A 20,497-nucleotide genomic window follows, 5' to 3' on the forward strand; every position below is an offset into this window, starting at 1 on the left:
CCACATTTGCAGCGATACATCGCGAACGTTCGCCGGAGGAACGGCTGAGCGTTCGACCAGCATGGAGAATTGCAAATGCAGATGTCTTCGCAGGCCCCCTCCCCTTCGATCGAAGGAGAAAGCTGGCCGGCCCGGCGCCGGAGCGTGCTCGACTGGCTGATCATCGAAACCCGCAACGAGCGGTTCATCGACAATATCCTCGTGGAAATGTGCGAACGGCTACAGGCGGTCGGCGTCCCGGTTGCACGCGCAACGTTGCATTTTCGGATCAACCATCCGCAGTGGCTGGGTGCTCGCATTCTGTGGCGCAAGGGCTTGGCCGAGGCCGAAATCGATCTCTATGACTATGGGACCCAAAACACCGCGCTCTACCTCAATAGCCCGCTCTATGTGATCAACAACGGCGGCACCGAGGTTCGCACGAACCTGGAAGCCCTGACGGAAGAGCAGTCTCAAAACTCGCTTTATGCCGACCTGAAGGCCGAGGGCCTGACCGAGTACATTGCGTGGCCGCTCGAACACACGCTGGGCAAACGCCATGTCGTGACCTTCACCACCGACCGAGAGGGCGGCTTCGAGGACGAGCACGTCGGCCTTCTCTCGGATCTTCTACCCGCCTTGGCCCTCGTCAGCGAAATCCGGCTGAAAAACCGGTTCGTGCGCACGTTGCTCGAAACCTATGTCGGCCCGCATGCCAGTGAACAGATCCTCGCCGGCGCCACGACGCGCGGCAGTGGCGTTACCGTTGGTGCCGCCATTTTGATCTGCGACCTGCGCGACTTCACGAAACTCTCCGACCTGTGGCCGCGCGACGACGTGATCGATCTGCTCAACGGCTATTTCGACGCCATGTCGGAGCCGATCGAGCGATACGGCGGCGAGATCCTCAAGTTCATGGGTGATGGGCTACTGGCGATCTTCCCGCTCAGCAATGCGAATGCTGCCGAAAACCTGCTGCAGGCGATCCGTGAGGCGGAAGCGGCGATCGCTCTCCTCAACAAGGACAACCTCGAAAAAGGCCGTGAGCCCCTTGGCTACGGGATCGGCGTCCATGTAGGCGACGTGATGTACGGCAATATCGGCTCGCGCCGTCGGCTGGACTTTACGGTGATCGGTCCCGCGGTCAACATCGCCTCGCGGTTGGAGAGCCTGACCAAGGAAACGAAGCGGCCGGTGCTTCTGTCGCGGGCCTTCGTCGAACTGGCCGGTTGCGCATCCAGCATGGAGCATCTCGGCTCCTATCCCGTCAGGGGCATTGGCGAGCCGATCGAGGTCTTCGCCTTTTCCGGTAACGGCCCGGCCCCTGTCTTGCGCGTGGTTGGAGAATAGCCAGTTGTCCGCGGACAACTGGCATGTTGCCAGCCGGTAGCGGAGAGTTAGCCGGCTATCCGATCGGACTCGGCGCGAACTGAGCAACGAGTTCGTGGCGATCGCCGGGATAGGTCAGCCGCACATGCGTGACCGGCGCACGACCGCTCCAGGTGCGGCGTTCGATGACCAGGCAGGCGGTGCCGGTCGAAATATCGAGCGCCTGCGCCGCCAGTTTGTTCGCCGCAACGGCGCGAATACGGTGTTCGGCCGTACTCCACGGCACCTTGCCTAGCAGCCACGAACCGGGTGCCGCGGTCTCAAACAATTCCGCCTCCGCCTCGGGCACCGCTGCTAGGCTGATGAGGCGTTCTTCGAAGCAAAAGGGACGCCCACCGGCAAAATGCCGGCACGTGACATCCAGCAGCCTGGCCGATGTCGGAAGATCCAGGCGTTCGACGTCCCGGCTCTCCACCTTGCGAACCTTTCGCTCGTCCAATTGAAAACTATAGTCGAGCCCCAGAGATTGGACTTCGAGCTTGACGTCATGGATTTCCATGACGGCCGACTGCACCTGCGGAAAGGTGACGTAGCTGCCCGACTTGCGGCGCCGCTCGATCAATCCGCGCTTGACCAATTCGGTCAACGCCTTGTTCACGGTCATCCGCGAGCAGTCATACTGTTCGGTCAGCTCGTGTTCGAATGGAATGCGGTGACCCGGCGGCCACTCCCCGGAGAGGATGCGTCCTTCCACATCCCCGAGGATACGCTGATGCAACGACAAGGGCTGTCCTTGGCTATTATCGTCGGGCTGATCGTTCGAAACGGTTCGGTCTTGCTTGGTGTCCATGACACCGAACTTAATCATTTCCCGGCGGTGAAACAGCCCTTCTCTCGCTGTTTCGCGCTTTTCCACCATGGCGGCGGAGGCCGGAACAGACGAATGTTGACAGGTGTCAACAGCTGCAGCCGCGAAGGCCCCGCCGCCGCCCGCTGATCAATAGAGAAGATGCCAGGGCGTCAGGAATGCACGCGTCCATTCCTGATTGCGGTCGGACTCTTCACAGTCCGCCTTTTCAACCGGAGCTGATCCGACCTCCACGCGTGGCTGCCGTGTCGCCTTCAGTGGCGGCGGCGCCAGATAACCGAGGGTCATTCCACCAAGATAGAACATAGCGAACCTTCTCGCGTCACGTCTCTGATAGACACAATCGTGACACAATCCGCTCATCTGTCAATAGTCTATAAATTCTATACTCTTTTAGAGCTTCTCCTCTCGGCCGGGAAATCAGCCGCCAAGCCGTGGCAACTTCACCACGAAGTCTCAGTTGTCCGCGGACAACCAGCAGCGATCCCGGGTTCATTCGCCGCCAAATCACGGCCCTGGGTATAGATCGCTATGCATTTGTAAAACCGAACCGAATCGGAGCATAGTGCATCTGCGCATATTGTTCCGATATGACGATTTTTGCGCAGTTTTCGGGGAACCCAATGTTGCAACAGAAAATTCAAGGTCACGACGAACAGGAGCATCTGCCGACGCTTCTGGCTGCCGATGCTTTGGAACTGGCGCATCAGCTGCAGCAGCATCAAAAGAAGATCTTCCCTCCGCAAGCCCAAAAGGCAATGCGCCTCTTCAGCCCTGCCGAAGCCGCCGCCTTCATTGGAATCGGCGAAGGCTATCTGAGACAGGTGGCCTCAGAGGGCCACGGCCCGGCGCCCTTGTCAAACGGTCGGCGCATGTACGCCATTGAGGACATCGAGCGCATCCGCCGCGTTCTCGACGAAGGCGGAAAATCCGGGAAATACGTCCCGCATCGCCGGGGCGACGAGAAGCTTCAAGTCATATCGGTCATGAATTTTAAGGGTGGATCGGCGAAGACGACGACATCTGCCCACCTTGCCCAATATCTGGCCCTCCGCGGCTACCGGACGCTCGCGATCGACCTTGATCCGCAGGCTTCGCTTTCCGCCCTCTTCGGCCACCAGCCGGAATTGGACGTTGGTGAGGGCGAAACGCTTTACGGCGCGATCCGCTACGACGAGCCGCGACCGATCGCGGACATCGTCCGTTCGACCTATACGGCCAACCTTCACCTCATTCCCGGCAATCTCGAGCTCATGGAGTTCGAGCATGAGACGCCGAAGGCAATGATGGTAGGTGGCGCTGCCGAAACCCTCTTCTTCGCGCGCATCGGCGACGTATTGGCGGAAATCGAGAGTTTCTACGATATCGTCGTCATCGACTGCCCGCCGCAACTCGGCTTCCTGACCATGTCGGCGCTCTGTGCCGCGACGTCCGTTCTCATCACCGTGCATCCGCAGATGCTCGACGTCATGTCGATGTCGCAGTTCCTGTCGATGACGAGTGAGCTGATGAGTGTCGTCGAGAAGGCCGGAGGTCGCACAAGTTACGACTGGATGCGCTATCTCGGCACGCGTTTCGAGCCGAATGACGGTCCGCAGAGCCAGATGACCGGCTTTATGCGCGCCATTTTCGGCAACCGCATGCTGCAGAACGCAATGGTGAAGTCAACGGCTATCTCCGATGCCGGCGTGACGAAGCAGACACTCTACGAAGTCGAACGCTCGCAATTCGTCCGCGGCACATACGACCGCGCCATGGATTCGCTGAACCAGGTCAATGGCGAGATCGAAGAACTGATCCGTCAGGTTTGGGGGAGGAAGTAATCCATGGCCCGTAAGAATCTGATTGGAATTACGGACGACACGGCCGGAAACGACGCTGAAACGGCTCTGGAACGCCTGGCAACAGCCCGGCCGATCGCCGGCCTGAGTGTCGGGACGCGGCCAGTAAGCGCCGTCGGCGGCATTACTCGGTCCCTGTCGAACATCACCCAGAAAGTTGAGCGCGCCCAGGAATTGGAGCGCCAGCTTGCCGAAGGACTGACGATCGTCGATCTCGACCCTGCGCTCATCGACGCCTCTTTCGTCGTCGATCGTCTCGAGATCGGAGCAGATGCACAATCCGCTCTTGCAGAACAGATTCGCGAGCACGGACAACAGGTTCCGATCCTCGTGCGTCCGCATCCGGATGCCGAAGGGCGCTACCAGGTTGCCTACGGTCATCGCCGATTGGCAGCTGCACGCGAGCTTGGCAGCAAGGTCCGCGCGGTTGTCCGCGATCTCAGCGACGAACAGTTGGTCGTTTCTCAGGGGCAGGAGAACAACACTCGCACGGATCTGTCCTTCATCGAGCGATCACTCTTCGCCACGCGCCTTGAGGATCGTGGCTTCTCCCGCGAGATCATCATGTCCTCGCTTGGCGTCGACAAGGCGGCACTTTCGAAGATGATTTCCCTCGTTCGTCGGCTACCGACCGCCCTGATCGAGGCGATTGGGCCAGCACCGACGATTGGTCGGCGTCGTTGGTTCGAGCTCGCCGAGCGGCTCGCTCAGGACGGAAGGGGCGAAGCTGCAGACGTCTTTGTCAAAGACAAACAATTTCAGACGGTCGGGAGCGATCAGCGTTTTGATGCGCTTTGTGCCTTCCTGAGCGCCTCCAAGGGGCGCGCCAGAGCCATCTCGTGGATGGCGCCCGACGATACAACCCCGGTCCGGATCCGTGAAACGGATGGCGAAACGACGCTGTCCTTCAGCAGGAAGAAGGCCCCGGGCTTTGCAGATTTCGTGAGGCAGAGGCTCAAATCTCTGTACCTCGAATACCAAGAGGAAACAGGAGACTAAACAGAGCAAAAGAAAAAGGCTTCCGAACGACTAGCGCTGCGGAAACCCTTCTCTCGTGTAGCAACTAGAGAATCCCATTTCCGCGAATCGGTGTCAAGAGTTTTCAACGTCGTTTCGGCGAACGAATTTCTTTTGCCTTGAAAAAGGTGAAGACAAGTGGATTGTGGGATTGTCACGACGCCCTTCGGGCGGCGGGCGATGTCGCTTGGGATGTTGGCGCACCAACTTTCCAGCGCTTCGGCCGTCGACGAAGGCAAGGTCGATAAATGGAAATTGTTTCGAACGGTCTGCGCCGCCAAGTCGAACCTTGGCGTTTCCGATCGCTCTCTTGCCGTCTTGAACGCATTGCTGTCGTTCTACCCGAAGACGGAACTCGAGGCAGCCGACGGTCTCGTCGTGTTTCCCTCCAACGCTCAGCTTTCCCTGAGAACACACGGCATGGCCGAGACGACGCTCCGGCGGCATCTCGCCACCCTGGTCGAGGCTGGCCTCATTCTCCGGCGCGATAGCCCCAACGGTAAGCGTTACGCTCGCCGTGACCGCAAGGGAGCGATTGGCCAGGCATTCGGGTTCGACCTTGCACCGTTGCTTTCTCGCGCGGCCGAGTTCGAAGCTGAGGCTGCTCGTCTGGAAGCTGACCGGCGTTACCTTCAGATGATGCGCGAACGCATGAGCCTCTGCCGCCGTGACGTTGCAAAGCTGGTCGATCTGTTGCGCCCATCTGATATCGCCTACGCTGAAGAGGCCGAAGCGCGCTGCCAGGCCGTCTCTATGTCCCTCTCGCGCAAGCCCTCCATCGCCGAAATCGAGCGCCTCCTCCCTGTTCTTGCCCTGCTGCAGGACGAACTGACTAATCGTCTGGAAAATCTACTGAAAACACAAAATACGGCTGCCAATGAACGCCAAAATGAGCGGCACATACAGAATTCAGAATCCGATTATCTTTCTGAATCTGAACCGGCTGATGAAAGACTTGGGGTGGAATTTTCGCGCAAAGCGTCGACGGATGTGCTGCCGGTCGGCCAAAATGCGAGTGATCCACCTGCAAATATCGAAACATCGCTGCTTCCGGAACGTCGCTCGCATCCCCCGGTAACCCCTCCCCTCATCCGTGCTACACCGCTGCCACTCGTATTGAAGGCCTGCCCGCAAATCCGCGACTACGGCCCATCCGGTCGTATCGACAACTGGCGCGATCTCCTGACAGCCGCCACAGTCGTCAAAAACATGCTTGGGATCAGCCCTGATGCCTACAACGAAGCCTGCGCCACACTCGGGCCAGAAACGACCGCGACCGTGCTGGCGTGCCTTCTGGAGCGAGCTGAGCACATTCATTCCGCCGGCGCCTATCTACGTGACCTGACGCGCCGAGCGAAGAGCCAATCCTTCGCTGTCTCGGCAATGTTATCGGCACGTCTACGCGCCCAAGCTTCGGTCGTTGGATGAATGGAGGACGGACCATTTGATGGGAGCTGAGTGCGATGTTCTGATGTAGCCGTTACTTCTCTCGCCGATCGATGCGAGCTTGTATAAGGCAACCGAATGCGGGAAACTGGAGGCGCAGGGATTCGTTGATATCTTTGGGATATTGTAGTGCTCAGGATTCAATTTGCGTCTCCCGCCATCTCCTCGATAACATTGTTGTTTTTGTCCCTTTTGGAAAGAAAAGGGGCTTTTGCTTCCGTCGCCCGGACGGCTTTGGGAATGGCCGGATGATCCGCTAGCGCGGGTTTTGCCGATGGCTCTCTACGATTGGAAACAGCTGTCTGCGAAGACGGCTCCACTGGTTAGGTTTCGAACGTTAGTGGGGCTCGAAGGACGCCGGGACATTGAGCTTCGGCGTGCGCGCCTCATGTTGACAGCTGTCAACGGAGCGGGCTGGGCGTGAGGCAAGAGCAATTCGAAGCGGACGGGAACGAGGACTGCCAGAAATTCAGCCAGCAATCTCGGTGGATAAAAGAGCGATATAGCCGCCCGCTCTCAAGACGGTATGCTGCGTTCAGCGCGTGGTCCCGCACTCCACTTCCGGCAACGATGTTGGGGCACGAATCAGCCGAGGGCCTTGGCCTAACGGGCCAGGCGGCGGCGGCAAGACTACGGTAAGTCTGGTTCTGGCGCGGATGGGTGCCATCAGGGTCTGCTTCGATAATGTCTTTGACGACGCCGAGAAGTTCGATCTGTTTTGCAGCGCGCTACCTCGTGAAACGCCGGTCTTTGTCTTCACGCTTTGGACGCCAATCGATCGTGTCATTGATCGGGAAGCGAACCGTGTCGAACGCAAACGGATGGGGCATGCTGTCGTGCGCACGTACGAGGCGATCGAGCGCAACCTGCATAAGCTCGGGCGGATGATTTCAAACACGGAAACGCCGGAGCGGGCAGCGCAGACGATCATGGAAGCGATAGCCAACCCGGCGAACCTCTGGCCCCGCCCTGCCCCGGAGAACTGGATGATCGTTTGGTCATTCCCGAGAGAACCATTTGAAGTGTTCCTCGGATTTCTCCAGATGGAGTTTCCGGCTCATCGCTTCGTGGCGCGTTGACAGCTGTCAACAGTCGATGCGCTTAGCCCAATGCAAGCCGACGGTAATTGCCACCAGAGTTCGAGGCCTTGTCGTACAAGGCTCCAATCGGCGAACGATTGAGCAAGTCCATCGCGGAGGCTACGCCATACCGGCGCAACGCCAGTGCGCTCTTTCAAATTGCCTTGCGATACAGCGCATCTGTGACGGAAATGAATATCGTGTTACGTTCCATTTCGACACTGGCACCCTTAGTTTGAAATGCGATACCAGATCCCCGATCCCTATCATCCGACACTGCTTCCACTGCTGATTTCGGCAGAAGATGGTTTGGCGCGACTGGACGAGCGAACAAACCGCCATGCGGTCGAAGACGGCTTCCGCGAGCGTGGCCACTTCTTCGACGCTGCGGCTGCCCTATGGGTTGCCGGTGAACTCGTCCATGTCGAGGATCTCGTGTTGCATGATGCCCATATGGATGCCCGTGCCCCGACGCATGAATTGACGATTGCCCATTCGGTAATACGCGCGCGGCGGCGCATCTGGCTGGCCGAACCCGCATGGGCGCTTTCGCCTCAGGGTCTCGCCGCCCTTCGAGGCGAACAGCTTGCACCGGCGAATGCCGGCGGTATGCCTGCGAAGGCCGGGCTGGAGCTGCAATCGAGTGCCACTGGCAATGACCGTCATCTTGAGGCGGACGACGAGGAGGACGGCAATCCGATGGCTGCCGAGTTCGCGGCCATCGATGCGGCGATCGCTCGGTCACAGCAACTGCTGGAAGCGCACGACAAGGATACGCTCGAAGTCGCTGAGCGCGCGGCACGTGTGACCGCACAGGAGCCCATGGGACAGCTGGGCCTGCTCTTTGACGAGGAATGGGACGAAGACGCACGTATCGACGAATGGCGCCAGGTGGTCGCGACAGCGGATCAGTTGCCGGCCAGCCTTGGCGCCGCGCTACTCTTCGATGCCTGGGAGCGGATCGAGCCGCTGCGCCGCCAACACTGGATGGGTTCACTGCTCGTTGGCGCCTATCTGAGATCACGCGGCAAGGTTACCTCGCATCTCCTCTCCTTCAACGCCGGACAAAAGGTCGTCCGTCACGAACGACGGCGCTCGCAAGATCCAGTGACACGATGGAGCGCTTTCTTGGAAGCGATGACGGTGACCGCGGATCTGGGTCTCAAGGAACTCGACCGCCTATCGCTGGCCAAGACCCAGATGGAGATGCGCATCCGCGATCGGCGCTCCAACAGCAGCCTGCCGGCGCTGATCGAGTTGGTGCTGTCGCGACCGATCGTTTCAGCCACGCTCGTCGCGCAGCATGTCGGCGTGACGCCGCGTGGTGCGTTGAACCTCGTGCGGGAACTTGGCATCCGCGAAATGACCGGCCGCGGACGCTACCGCGGCTGGGGTGTGCTTTAGCCCATGCGCTGGGCGCCCAAGGGAGGACCTAGAGCGCGTCGCGATCGTTCAGATTAGCTCCTTGCGCTTTAAGCTTTTGGTATTTCGCATGTCGTTGTCGTAAACCGCCGCGCACTTCTGCGCGACAGGCTTTAGCCATTAGCCCATGGTGATCAGGATCAGGAGCACGAAAACGACTGGCACAAGAACCAACGCCGGGATGATGATCGCCGGGTAGCCGAAGGCGACGATCGCGAGCAGCCAGATCAATGCGCAGTTGATCACAAACAGGACTTTTGCCGTCTGCGATCCCTGCACGGCTTCCCTCAGCATCCAGCCGAACACCGGCACGTTGTAGACAAGTCTGGCAATCATTGTTCTTCCTTTTCTGGGGCAGTCCGAGTGGGGATGGACTGTTCGGAGATCTTCAGTTCTGGGGATGCGCGCTGCGGGCCGCCCGCTGGCGGGTGAGGCCCGCTGCGGCTTCGAGGCGTTCGGGATCGAGCACGCGCATGGTCTTCGGATGGTTGAAATCGATCAGGCCTTCGCGCTTGAAGCGATTGAGACAGCGGCTGACGGTCTCGACGGTAAGGCCGAGCCAGTCGGCAAGATCTGCCCGGGTGAGATGCAGGTGGAAGCTCAGTCGGGCAGGGACGCCGCTGCGATTGAACAGACGCGACAGTTCGACCAAGGCACTTGCCACCTTCTCGCTCGCGGTTTTGCGACCAAGCAGGGTGGCATGCGTCTGCAGCCGATGCAGCGTCGTCTTCAACTCGCTGGCAACAGCCGGATTGGTTGCGTGAAGTTCGGCATCGCCCAGGGATTCGATACGCGCGATGCTCAAGGTTTCCGCCGTGGCGATGTTGCGTCCATCGATTGTGAAACCGAAAAGCCGGCCGGGACCGAGCACATCGGTGATTTGCCTGCGGCCGTCGTCAAGCAGTTGAGAGAGGACGATACAACCGTCGAGCACGCGAAAGAGCGAGCGGTTGCGGCCACCTTCAAAAAGCAGTGTGAAGTTTTCACCGACCACACGGCTGCGGGCGGGAAGACGCGGCGGTCTGCCCAAGGACGCAAGGGGAGGGGCCGCGGAGGGCGCGACTGTGGATTGGGTTTCGGGCATGGGATATGTCCGCATTGCGGATACAAGGAGGCACGACGCCTCGCTGCCATCCGACATCGAAGGAGGGCGTTGACAGCTGTCAACGCGGTTTCAAAGCCAGATGATGGTTTGGGGCGGTCCGCGCGGACTGGAGTTCGGCGAATGAACCTGTGTTGGCGGCTGTACGGCGGTCACCGCAGCCGTGGGCGCAAGGCTACCTTGCAAGCGCTCGCCGACGGTGTCATCCGGCGGCGTTAGCAGCGCCCAGAAGAACCGGCAGGCACTGCAGACATGTTTCTGCGCCGGCTTTTCCTTCCCGTCGGCGTCAATGCCGGTTTGACAGAAATCCGGCAGTGATCCGTCGGGAAGCGCGTAGAGCGCGTAATCGGCTGGCGAGATTGGGGCGGCGAAGGCAAGGCCGAGATGGGCGAAACCCAGCAGGAAAAGAGCCACGGCGCACAGGGTGCGCAGGGTCTTGTCCCATCTTGATTTCGTGCGGCGTGTCATTGCTCGGCTTCGTCCTCGTCTCTTTCTTCGATGAGTGAGAGATAGGCGAGCGGCTTGACAAAGCTCAATGTGGCAAACCGCGCAGGGGCAGAATGCCGCAGTCAAGGGAACGCCGCGCGTCCGGTTGGAGGCGCGGCGTCTTAAGATATTGATTTATATAACTATTGTCGAGAAAATGGCTGGCAGTGATCAATCCTCCTCGACAAAGACCTGCTGCCGCTTGGCCTTCACGCTCGGAAGGAATACGACGATGAGCACCAATGCCGCGATCAGAAGCAGGATCGCGCTGATCGGTCGGGTGACGAAGGTCGTCGCATCGCCGCGCGACAGGATCATGGCGCGGCGAAGGTTCTCCTCAAGCAGCGGCCCGAGCACGAAGCCGAGCAGCAGCGGCGCCGGTTCGCAGCGCAGCTTCAACAGCAGGTAACCGACGAGGCCGAAGAAGGCGACGGCATAGAGGTCATAGACGTTCGAGTTGACGCTGTAGACGCCGATCGAGCAGAACGCCATGATGATCGGGAACAGCACGTAATAGGGGATCTTGAGCAGTTTCACCCAGAGCCCGATCAACGGCAGGTTGAGAACCACCAGCATCAGGTTGCCGATCCACATCGAGGCGATGATGCCCCAGAAGAGCGCGGGTTGCTCGGACGCCACGTTCGGACCGGGCACGATCCCCTGGATGATCATCGCTCCGATCATCAGTGCCATGACCGGGTTGGCCGGAATGCCAAGGGTGAGCAGCGGGATGAACGAGGTCTGCGCACCGGCATTGTTGGCGCTTTCCGGACCGGCGACGCCGGCGATGGCGCCATGGCCGAACTCTTCAGGACGGTCCGAGACGCGCTTTTCCACCGTATAGGAGGCGAAAGCAGCAAGGATCGCGCCGCCGCCGGGCAGAATGCCGAGCGCCGAGCCGATGATGGTGCCGCGCACGACCGGTCCGAACATGCGCTTGAAGTCATCCCGCGTCGGCATCAGGTCCGTGACCTTGGCCATAAGCACTTCGCGGGTGCGTTCGCTTTCGAGGTTGCGCAGGATTTCGGCGATGCCGAAGACACCGACGGCGAGCGCGACGAAGTTCAGCCCGTCAGCATACTCCCGGATGCCGAGCGTGAAACGCGGCGTGCCGGAATAGATGTCGGTGCCGACCAACCCAAGCAGCAGGCCCAGCGCCACCATGGCCAGAGCCTTGGTGATCGATCCATGGGCGAGCGCGATGGATGAGACGAGGCCGACGATCATCAGCGAGAAATATTCGGCCGCGCCGAATTTCAGAGCGATCTCGGTCAACGGCGGCGCGAAGACTGCGACGAGGAACGTCGAGACGGTGCCGGCGAAGAATGAGCCGAGCGCTGCAATGGCGAGTGCCGCACCAGCACGGCCTTTGCGGGCCATCTGGTAGCCGTCGATCGCGGTAACCGCCGAGGAGGATTCGCCTGGCATGTTGATCAGGATTGCGGTGGTAGAGCCGCCATATTGGGCGCCGTAGTAGATGCCGGCGAGCATGATCAGCGACGAGACCGGTTCGAGCTGGAAGGTGATCGGCAGCAGCATGGCGATGGTCGCCGTGGCGCCAATGCCCGGAAGCACGCCGATCAAGGTGCCGAGCAAAACGCCGATCAGGCAGAAGAGCAGATTGGCAGGGGAGGCCGCGGTTGCGAAACCGAGCGCAAGATTGCTGAAGAGTTCCATCGCGCGTCTCCTAAAACTGGACCCAGGGGCCGAAGCGCTGGAAGGGCAGGCCGAGGCCATAGCTGAACACCGCGACCGAGAAGGCGGTCAGCGCCAGTGAAAGCGCCAGCGCCATGAGCGGTTTCATCCGGCCCGATGCGAAGCAGGCGATCAGCGCGGTGAAGAACAGCGCCGGCACGAAGCCGAGGCCACGGACTGTCAGGCCGAAGAAGATGGGTGCCGGCAGGATGAAGGCCATGCCGCGCAGCGCGATCGGGCCGATGGGCTCGCCTTGGACGCGGGTGGACTGCACGAGGATCACGATGCCGAGCAGCGTCAGGATGATCGCGAGCACCAGCGGGAAGTAGCCGGGGCCCATGCGAAAGGCGGTGCCAAGCTCGAGATTGAAGGCCTGCCAGGTGAAGAACAGCCCGACCGCTGTCAATATCCCGCCGCAGAGCGCATTGGTGGTGTCGAAGGAGAGTGATTTCATCGTGTCCCCATATGTTCTGGGCGGGGCAGCCGGCCGAGGCTTTCCTGACCGCCTCCCGCATTGGCATTTGCCGGCGTCACGCCGGGTTCGCGCATTGGGCGGCGCACGTTGACAGCTGTCAACAGCGGTTGACGGCATTTGACCCCTCTCCGGGCACCGTCGCAGCTTCCCCAATGTCAGAGGCGCCGCGCTCCGGGGTGAACCGGGACGCGGCGCGACGAGCCATGGATCAGTCGGCGTACTGGCCGGCTGCTTCGATCACCGGCTTCCAGCGGGCGATTTCGCTCTCAAGCTTTGCCTTCAGCGCGGCCGGGGTCGCATCGGCGTCGGAGGAGGGTTCGGTGCCGAGTTCGCCGAAGCGGGCGACGACGTTCGGATCCTTGAGCGCGACCTGCAGCGATTTCGACAGGCGTTCGGTCACTTCGGCGGGCGTGCCCTTCGGGGCGTAGATACCGTGCCAGATGCCGACCTGAAGGTTCGGTAGGCCGCCTTCGGCGGTCGTCGGCAGATCGGGGAAGACCTTGAGGCGTTCCGGTGAGGTGACCGCATAGGCCTTGATCGTGCCGCCCTGGATCTGCTTCGTGGTGTTGGTGGTCTGGTCGCACATGATGTCGACCTGGCCGCCGAGAAGATCGGTCATGGCCGGGCCGGTGCCCTTATAAGGCACGGTCGTCAGCGGTGTCTCGATGGCGCTCATGAACATCATGCCGCAGAGATGCGAGGCGGCGCCGATACCGGCATTGGCGACGGTGACGGTGTCCTTGTTCGCTTTGACGTACTCGACGAGACCCTTGAGGTCGGCGGGCTCCAGATCCTTGCGGGCGACGATGGTCATCGGCACTTCGGTAACGAGCCCGACATATTCGAAGGAGTTCAGCGTATCATAGGCGAGCTTGCGGTAGAGCGTGGCGCTGGTCGCCATGCCGATATGATGCAGAAGCACGGTGTAGCCATCCGGATCGGCCTGGGCGACGCGGCCGGCGCCAAGCGTCCCGCCGGCGCCGCCGACGTTCTCGACGATGATCTGCTGACCGAGATCCTTGGACATGGATTCAGCCACAAGACGCGCGACGGTATCCGTAGGGCCACCGGCCGAGAACGGCACGACCATGGTGATCGAGCGTTCGGGATAGGTTTGTGCATTGGCGGAAACGGCGAAAAGCGACAGGGCGGCAACAGCGCCGAGCAGGGCATTCAAGGTTTTCATCTCTTCCTCCCGGATGAAATATCGGCCAGCCGGCAAGGTTTCCTCCCGCGCCGGTTCTGGGTACCCCCATTTGCAAACGCAATCGTAGAGCAGACAACGGCTTAGCGGGGTGACGGGGCGTATTTGTCGGGCGCGGGCGATGATTTGGGTGGATTTGGAAACATGCGGCCAATCGTGTGGGTGGATTTCCACCCATCAAGGGCGGCGTGGTACCGCGCCCTTGAGTTCAGGGGCGATCAGGTGTCTTCGCTTGTTTCTTATGCCTGGGTGTGTTGGACTGACCTCGGGGAGGCTAAAGCTTCACGGTGAGCGCTCGCCCATGGGAATGGTTGGATGCGCAAACTGGCCGCTGTTCTCTGTATCGATATCGCCGGCTATAGCAAGCTGATGGGACGCGACGAGGCCGGTACGCTTGCCCGCGTCAAGGGGGCCTTTGCGGCATTCGATCCGACGCTGGTGCGGCACCATGGCCGGATCGTCAAGCTGATGGGTGACGGCGCCCTGATCGAGTTTGCGAGTGCGGTCGATGCGACCCTCTGCGCAATGGCGCTTCAGAGCGTGGCCGCGGCAACCGACCCTTCACTCCGCTTTCGCATGGGGCTCAACCTGGGTGATGTGATCGCCGAAGATGGTGATCTCTATGGGGAAGGGGTCAACATCGCCGCACGGCTGCAAGCTCTCGCCGAGCCCGGTGGGATCATCCTCTCCGAAGCTGTCCGCGAGCACGTCGCCGGAAAGCTGAGCCTTGCCCTGGAAGACCTCGGGCCGATGTCGCTCAAGAACATCGAGCGCGCCGTCCGCGCCTTCGCCATCCACCCTGGCGGGCCGCCAGAGACCGGTGGCAAGCGCGAACGGATCGGCATCTGTGTCCTGCCCTTCACCAATATGAGCGGCGATCCGGAGCAGGACTATTTCAGTGCCGGCGTTACCGAGGACATCATCATCGACCTCAGCAAACTCTCGTCGCTCTCGGTCATCTCGCGGGCGACCTCCTTCGGGATGAAACCACAGAGCGCGCGGGTCGTCGCACAACAACTGAACGTCGCCTACATCCTCGAAGGCAGCGTGCGCAAGGCCGGTGACCGAATGCGACTGGCGGCGCAGTTGATCGATGGCGCAAACGAGGCGACCGTCTGGGCCGAGCGCTTCGACCGAGAGATCAAGGACGTGTTGCGGCTGCAGTCAGACCTGGCAAGTGCCGTCGTCGAGGCGCTCCGGCTTCAGCTCCTACCTGCGGAGCGCCAGGCATTGGAGCGCAAAGCGCCGACCGATCCGGAAGCCTACAAGCTGTTTCTCCTGGCGCGCGAATACAACATCACCGGGTCCGAGCGACATCTGCCGCTGATCATCCGGCTCTGCCGTCGCGTGACCGAGCTGGAGCCCGGCAATGCACGGGCTTGGGCCCTTCTTGGCGAAACGCTCAACCGGCTGCGGCGCAGCGTCGGAGGTGCGGAAACAGGAGAGCTGGAAATCGACCGCGCCCTCGAACTCGATTCCGGTCTCGCCAGCGCCCATGCCGCAAAGGCGCTGCTATTTCTATATCGAGGACAGTTCGAGGAGGCGGAGGGGCAATGTGCTATTGCCCTGCAGCTCGAGCCTGACGACTACGCCACCAATCTCGCTGCCGGTCGAACCTTCATCATGCAGCGTCGCTATGACGACGCCATACGCCACTTTGAGCGGGCCGCGGCGCTGGCCCCCACGGACTACAACGCCGCCGCCATGGCTATCCAATGTTACCAGGGCAAGGGCGACGCGCAGGCGGCACTTGAGGCCTGTCGCCGTGCCTTGGCCCGGATCGAGCGCATCGTCGCTGCTGAGCCGGATCACAGCGGTGCGATCGGGCATGGCGCCGGCATCCTCGCCCTCCTTGGCGATCGCGAGAGGGCCAACGAATGGGCATCGCGCGCCAGTCTGCTTGAGCCCGACAATATCCAGCTGCAGGCAAATCTGGTTTGTGCCTGGGCGATCAGTGGTGACGCCGAAGCGGCCCTGGACGCGCTTGAGCGTATCACGCCGAAGATGAGCCCCGAATTGTTGGTATGGATGGAAAACGACAACGATCTGGACAGCCTGCGTTCACTGCCGCGTTTTGGGGAGATAATGCGTGTGGCAAGGGCCCGTTTTGGAAACTGAGATCCGTCGTCTGCCGTCAAAGACCCGTGCGTCGCCTCAGATAGGCGATTTCCTCAGGGGCCAGGCTGCGGCTCGTCCCCTTCGGCAAATCGCCAAGAGCGATCGTCCCGATTGAAACCCGCAGCAGGCGCAACACCTCGAAGCCGAGCGCATCGAGCATGCGGCGGATCTGGCGGTTGCGCCCCTCTTCCAGCTCGACTTCGATCCACGTGTTCTTGTCGCCGCCCCTGAGGTGGACGGCCCGCGCTGCGTGCAAGGTTTCGCCGCCTTCCTCGATGCCGGCAACCATCTGCTTGAGTTGGTCGTCACCGATCTGCCCGGCGACCTGCACGTGGTAGACCTTGCCGAGATGGGTTTCAGGATCAAGCAGGCGCTGGGCGAGTACCGTGTCGTTGGTGAAGAGCAGAAGTCCTTCGCTCGCCTTGTCGAGGCGACCGACCGGGGACAGGAAAGAGGTGTCTATATCCCTCAGGCAATCGAACACGGTCGGCCGGCCTTCCGGGTCGTGGCGGGTCGTGACCAGTCCACGCGGTTTGTTCAGCATCAGATAGATCTTCTCTTCGGCAAGCACCGGCTTGCCGTCGACCGTGATGCGATCCTTGTCGACGGCGACCCAGTGTGAAAGGTCCGTGATCTTGCGTCCGCCGACGCTGACGCGCCCTTCGAGCACGAGCTTTTCGGCCTGCGTGCGCGAACAATAGCCGAGCTTGGAAAGTGCGCGGGCAACCGTCACGCGCTTGCCGGAATCGGCCCCGGCGTGGCGTCCGGTTTCTCGAGCGGCTGTCGGTCGCTTCTGCTTCACGCTGTGATCTTCCGGTTCCTGGTCGTGTGCGGCCCGCGGCCGTACCCCTGCTTAAAATATCCGGTCGCTTCGACCGCGGCGTCAGCCGATCTTCGTGTAGTCGATCCGTCGGGCGAGCCAGCAGCCGATGGTGAGGCCGGCCACGTTGCCTTGCTGGTCGCGTCGGACAAGCACGGTCCAGTCTCCCGGTGCCGGTGCATCCATCGAGCGCTTGCAGCGAAGAAGCCAGACGTCTTCGGCCAGCGGTCGCATGGCGTGCATCGCGCCGGTCCCGAGCGAACCGTCGAAGCCACCGTAGAAGACACCATTGGTGGAAGCGATGTCGAGATGGGCGTCGAGTTCAACTGAGTGATAGCGACCGGCGATATCGGGAAGTGCCGTGCCGGAAACGCGGTCAGCGCTCACCGTCAGATTTTCGCGAGGCCGCTCCATGCGAAGCGAGGCGCCTTGCGCTGTCAGGGTCACTGCGGCCGAACGGGCGCTGCCGTCGGCGCTGACGGAAAGCGACTCGGGAGAGGTAGCAAACTGCAGTTCGACGCGGGACGATCCGCTGGGCCTGGTGACAAGGGCGAGGCCCGTTTCGGCATCCAGATAGTTGCCGGTGCCCTTGGCGTCCCAGCTTCCGGATGTGGTCTCGTTATCCTCGTGGCCGAGGGCGATCTTCATCAGCGCGACCGCCGCCGCATGGGCATCGCCTTCGTGATTGAACATCACCACGACAGAGAGGCGCTCGGCCGGCGCGTAGAGCCTGCGGCAGCGAAAACCGCGAAGCGCACCGCCATGGCCGCTGATGACGGCATCGCCGATCGTCTCGTGTGCGAGGCCGAAGCCGTAGGGTGCCGGGCGGCCATCGGCATAGGTCTGCGGTGCAGAAAGGCGCCGGTAGAGCCCGTCCGCATCGTCACGCGTCCCGTCGATAAAACACTCCCAGGCAAGCATATCGTCGAGCGAGGCGGAAACACCGGCGTCACCGGCCCAGTAGATGCGGTTCAGCGCCTCGAAATAGCCTGTTGTCTCGTTGCCCTCGTAACCGACGACGCCGTCCGGCGGCAGGCTCGTATCCGGTGTCAGGGCGGCGGTCTGCATGGCCGCGGGGCCAAAGACGGAGCGCTGATAGAGTTCCGCCATCGAGCGGCCGGTATGCTCCTCGATGAGATCGGCGAGAATGCGGAAATTGCCATTGGAATAGGAATAGCGGGTGCCGGGCTCGAAGTGTGTCGAGCGCGCCTTGGAGAGCAGCGGGCGTGCATCCTCGCGGCGGAAGACGCCGTCGTGGCTGGCGCCCTGCAGCACCGTCAATGCCCAGTAGTCGCGAAGTCCGGACTGGTTGTGACAGAGATGGGCAGCGGTCGGGCGCTTGCCTTCGAGCAAGGGGAGATAGGCGTCGAGCGCCCGATCGAGCTTCTCGGGATCGCCGACCCTATCCAGCAGAACGGCGCAGGTCAGATGCTTGGTGATCGAGCAGATCGGTATCCGCGTCGCCATCGTCATCGGCGTGCGGGCCGTCAGGCCGGCATAGCCCCAGGCGTGGCGAAAGAGGACCTTGCCATTTCTGACCACACCGGCGACGCCGCCCGGTCCGGGGTAGTGCTGCGGCAAGGCTGCGAGGGCACGTTCAAGGACGGAAAGATCAGGAGTGTTCATGGCGCTGAAGGTCTATGGGACGGAGGGTAGGGGACGTTGTGTTCCGTTCGTATCGCCCCCGCCTTCCGCATGCAATGCCTGCAGCTCCGCGGCTTTGTCAGCCGGCGCCTGCCTGGGCGTGATAGAGGCGGCTATAGGCGCCCTTGGCGGCGAGCAGCGTTTCATGCGGCCCCTGTTCGCGAATGCCGCTGCCGTCGACGACGACGATGCGGTCCGCATCGCGGATCGTTGCCAGCCGATGCGCGATGATCAGCGTCGTCCTGCCCTTGGAAAGTTCGGCCAGCGACTGCTGGATCGCCCTTTCCGTTTCGGTGTCGAGCGCTGAGGTCGCCTCGTCGAGGATGAGGATCGCCGGGTTCTTCAGGAACATGCGGGCAATCGCCAGCCTCTGCTTCTGCCCGCCGGAAAGCTTGACGCCGCGCTCGCCGATCACCGTGTCCATGCCGTCCGGCAATGCCTGGATCATGCCGTCGAGCTTGGCGCGCCGCGCGGCATCCAGGATGTCCGCTTCACTCGCGCCAAGCCGCCCATAGGCGATGTTGTCGCGGATGCTGCCGGCAAAGAGGAAGACATCCTGCTGCACGATGCCGATCTGGCCGCGCAGCGACGAGAGCGTGATGTCACGGATGTCGATACCGTCGACGGTGATCGAACCCTCGCTGACCTCGTAGAAGCGCGGCAGCAGCGAGCAGATCGTCGTCTTGCCGGCGCCCGAGGGGCCGACGAAGGCGATCGTCTCGCCGGCATGGATCGTCAGGTCGATGTTCTGGATGATCGGCTTCTCGGCGCTATAGCCGAACGAGACGCCGCGATAGGTGATGTCGCCCTTGAGGCCGGAGACGTCGGCAGCACCCGGCCGGTCCTCGATATCGGGTTCGGTTTCCATGAGTTCGAGGAAGCGTTTGAAGCCGGCAATGCCCTTGGGGTAGGTCTCGATGACCGAATTGATCTTCTCGACCGGGCGGAAGAACACGCCGACCAGCAGCAGGAAGCTGACGAAGCCGCCATTCGTCAGTTCGCCCGTCAGCACGAAGTAGCAGCCGGTGATCATGACGATCAGCTGCGTCAGCCGCATGCTCATGTAGCTGAGCGACGTGCTCGCGGCCATGATGCGATAGGCTTCGAGCTTGGTGCGGCGATAGTTCTGGTTGTCGGTCTCGAACAGGCTGCGCTCATGGGCTTCGTTGGCGAAGGCCTGCACCACCCGCATGCCGCCGACATTCTCCTCGATGCGGGCGTTGAAGTCGCCGACACGGCCATAGAGGCTGCGGAAGTTTCGGCTCATCCGCCCACCATAGCGGCTGGTGACCCAGGCGGTCATCGGCACCACGGCGGCCGTGATCAGCGCCAGCTGCCAATGCACCATCAGCATCAGCAACAGAGCGCCGATGAAGGTCATGATCGCTATGAACAGGTCCTCCGGCCCGTGGTGGGCGACTTCGCCGATTTCCTCGAGGTCCTTCGTCAGGCGTCCGACCAAATGGCCGGTCTTCTGGTTGTCGAAGAACGAGAAGGAGAGCTTCTGCAGATGGTCGAAGGCCATCCGCCGCATGTCCGTCTCGATGTTGATGCCGAGCATGTGACCCCAATAGGTAACTGTCGCCATCAGGCCGGTGTTGAGCAGATAGACCAGCAGAAGGCCGGCCGAGGACAGGAGGATCAGCGTCCATTGCTGGCTCGGCAAAAGCTGGTCGACGAACAGCTTCACCGCGATCGGGAAACCGAGTTCGAGCAGGCCGGACAATACGGCGCAGGAGAAGTCGAGAATGAACAGGCCGCGATAGGGGCGGTAAAACGCGAAGAAACGCTTCAACATGCAGGTGCACTCACTGGGGGCGGCGACCGAGGGTCAGCAGAAATATGATTTCCAATGTCATGTTTTGTGCCGGAAACCAACCCAGAAAAGCCGAAAACCGTGTCGTGTGTTTGACGGGGTCGACATCTTCCGTCTTGCAGAGGATCAATCCGCACTTGGCGGCGTCGGCGGGAA

The 20,497-nt window shown here is 61.4% G+C and carries 18 protein-coding genes; 7 read left to right on the forward strand and 11 right to left on the reverse strand.

Features of this window, described 5'->3' with window-relative positions; all coding sequences use genetic code 11:
- Positions 1-75: 75 nt before the first annotated feature.
- Entirely contained in the window at positions 76-1,329 is a 1,254-nt protein-coding gene (locus ACTJKE_RS05960; RefSeq protein WP_058327615.1) for an adenylate/guanylate cyclase domain-containing protein, read from the forward strand.
- 55 nt (positions 1,330-1,384) lie between these two features.
- Here ACTJKE_RS05960 and hutC read toward each other — a convergent pair whose 3' ends face one another.
- Together hutC and ACTJKE_RS05970 are read right to left on the reverse strand one after the other, a co-directional pair.
- The gene (gene hutC, locus ACTJKE_RS05965) at positions 1,385-2,158 is read right to left on the reverse strand and encodes a histidine utilization repressor (RefSeq protein ID WP_058327614.1); all 774 of its coding nucleotides are present in this window, start codon (positions 2,156-2,158) and stop codon (positions 1,385-1,387) included.
- Positions 2,159-2,305: 147 nt separating this feature from the next.
- Positions 2,306-2,482, reverse strand: a complete 177-nt coding sequence (locus ACTJKE_RS05970) for a hypothetical protein (protein ID WP_197423462.1) — start codon at positions 2,480-2,482, stop codon at positions 2,306-2,308.
- A gap of 320 nt (positions 2,483-2,802) precedes the next feature.
- On the opposite strand from ACTJKE_RS05970, the gene repA reads away from it, so the two are divergent.
- The 5 genes from repA (at position 2,803) to ACTJKE_RS05995 (ending at position 8,963) form a co-directional block, all read left to right on the forward strand.
- The gene (repA, locus tag ACTJKE_RS05975; protein WP_373419892.1) at positions 2,803-3,999 is read left to right on the forward strand and encodes a plasmid partitioning protein RepA; all 1,197 of its coding nucleotides are present in this window, start codon (positions 2,803-2,805) and stop codon (positions 3,997-3,999) included.
- Between the two features lie 3 nt (positions 4,000-4,002).
- Positions 4,003-5,016, forward strand: coding sequence for a plasmid partitioning protein RepB (repB, locus tag ACTJKE_RS05980; RefSeq protein WP_058327613.1), 1,014 nt, complete (start codon positions 4,003-4,005; stop codon positions 5,014-5,016).
- Between the two features lie 156 nt (positions 5,017-5,172).
- Positions 5,173-6,462: a plasmid replication protein RepC gene (gene repC / locus ACTJKE_RS05985; RefSeq protein ID WP_058327612.1), complete on the forward strand. Its 1,290-nt coding sequence runs from the start codon at positions 5,173-5,175 to the stop codon at positions 6,460-6,462.
- A gap of 674 nt (positions 6,463-7,136) precedes the next feature.
- A complete protein-coding gene (locus ACTJKE_RS05990) occupies positions 7,137-7,559 on the forward strand; it encodes a hypothetical protein (RefSeq protein WP_058327611.1) in 423 nt (140 codons plus the stop codon).
- Positions 7,560-7,799: 240 nt separating this feature from the next.
- A complete protein-coding gene (locus tag ACTJKE_RS05995) occupies positions 7,800-8,963 on the forward strand; it encodes an RHE_PE00001 family protein (RefSeq protein WP_113513301.1) in 1,164 nt (387 codons plus the stop codon).
- A gap of 138 nt (positions 8,964-9,101) precedes the next feature.
- Here the strand turns inward: ACTJKE_RS05995 and ACTJKE_RS06000 are convergent, their stop codons facing one another.
- The 6 genes from ACTJKE_RS06000 to ACTJKE_RS06025 all read right to left on the reverse strand — a co-directional run bounded on the left by ACTJKE_RS06000 (position 9,102) and on the right by ACTJKE_RS06025 (position 13,925).
- Entirely contained in the window at positions 9,102-9,317 is a 216-nt protein-coding gene (locus ACTJKE_RS06000) for a hypothetical protein (protein ID WP_058322690.1), read from the reverse strand.
- Between the two features lie 52 nt (positions 9,318-9,369).
- Positions 9,370-10,065: a Crp/Fnr family transcriptional regulator gene (locus tag ACTJKE_RS06005; RefSeq protein ID WP_197423461.1), complete on the reverse strand. Its 696-nt coding sequence runs from the start codon at positions 10,063-10,065 to the stop codon at positions 9,370-9,372.
- 90 nt (positions 10,066-10,155) lie between these two features.
- Positions 10,156-10,551 carry a hypothetical protein gene (locus ACTJKE_RS06010; RefSeq protein ID WP_058322688.1) on the reverse strand — a complete coding sequence of 132 codons (396 nt, stop codon included), beginning with the start codon at positions 10,549-10,551 and terminating at the stop codon, positions 10,156-10,158.
- Positions 10,552-10,740: 189 nt separating this feature from the next.
- Positions 10,741-12,246 (reverse strand): tripartite tricarboxylate transporter permease, encoded by a 1,506-nt coding sequence (locus ACTJKE_RS06015; RefSeq protein WP_058322687.1) that lies wholly within the window; start codon positions 12,244-12,246, stop codon positions 10,741-10,743.
- Positions 12,247-12,256: 10 nt separating this feature from the next.
- Positions 12,257-12,718 carry a tripartite tricarboxylate transporter TctB family protein gene (locus ACTJKE_RS06020; protein ID WP_058322686.1) on the reverse strand — a complete coding sequence of 154 codons (462 nt, stop codon included), beginning with the start codon at positions 12,716-12,718 and terminating at the stop codon, positions 12,257-12,259.
- Between the two features lie 229 nt (positions 12,719-12,947).
- Positions 12,948-13,925: a tripartite tricarboxylate transporter substrate-binding protein gene (locus ACTJKE_RS06025; protein ID WP_058322685.1), complete on the reverse strand. Its 978-nt coding sequence runs from the start codon at positions 13,923-13,925 to the stop codon at positions 12,948-12,950.
- Positions 13,926-14,258: 333 nt separating this feature from the next.
- On the opposite strand from ACTJKE_RS06025, the gene ACTJKE_RS06030 reads away from it, so the two are divergent.
- Entirely contained in the window at positions 14,259-16,061 is a 1,803-nt protein-coding gene (locus ACTJKE_RS06030) for a TPR end-of-group domain-containing protein (RefSeq protein ID WP_058327609.1), read from the forward strand.
- A gap of 16 nt (positions 16,062-16,077) precedes the next feature.
- On the opposite strand, the gene ACTJKE_RS06035 is transcribed toward ACTJKE_RS06030, so the two are convergent.
- From ACTJKE_RS06035 to ACTJKE_RS06045, 3 genes are all read right to left on the reverse strand, one after another.
- Positions 16,078-16,863, reverse strand: a complete 786-nt coding sequence (locus ACTJKE_RS06035; RefSeq protein WP_058322683.1) for a pseudouridine synthase — start codon at positions 16,861-16,863, stop codon at positions 16,078-16,080.
- Between the two features lie 81 nt (positions 16,864-16,944).
- Positions 16,945-18,507, reverse strand: a complete 1,563-nt coding sequence (locus ACTJKE_RS06040; protein WP_058327608.1) for a D-aminopeptidase — start codon at positions 18,505-18,507, stop codon at positions 16,945-16,947.
- Positions 18,508-18,604: 97 nt separating this feature from the next.
- Positions 18,605-20,323 carry an ABC transporter ATP-binding protein gene (locus tag ACTJKE_RS06045; protein WP_440691393.1) on the reverse strand — a complete coding sequence of 573 codons (1,719 nt, stop codon included), beginning with the start codon at positions 20,321-20,323 and terminating at the stop codon, positions 18,605-18,607.
- Positions 20,324-20,497: the final 174 nt, after the last annotated feature.

Origin of the sequence: Ensifer sp. 22521 (assembly GCF_052044795.1) — a bacterium.
In the GTDB taxonomy this organism is placed as follows: Bacteria; Pseudomonadota; Alphaproteobacteria; order Rhizobiales; family Rhizobiaceae; genus Ensifer.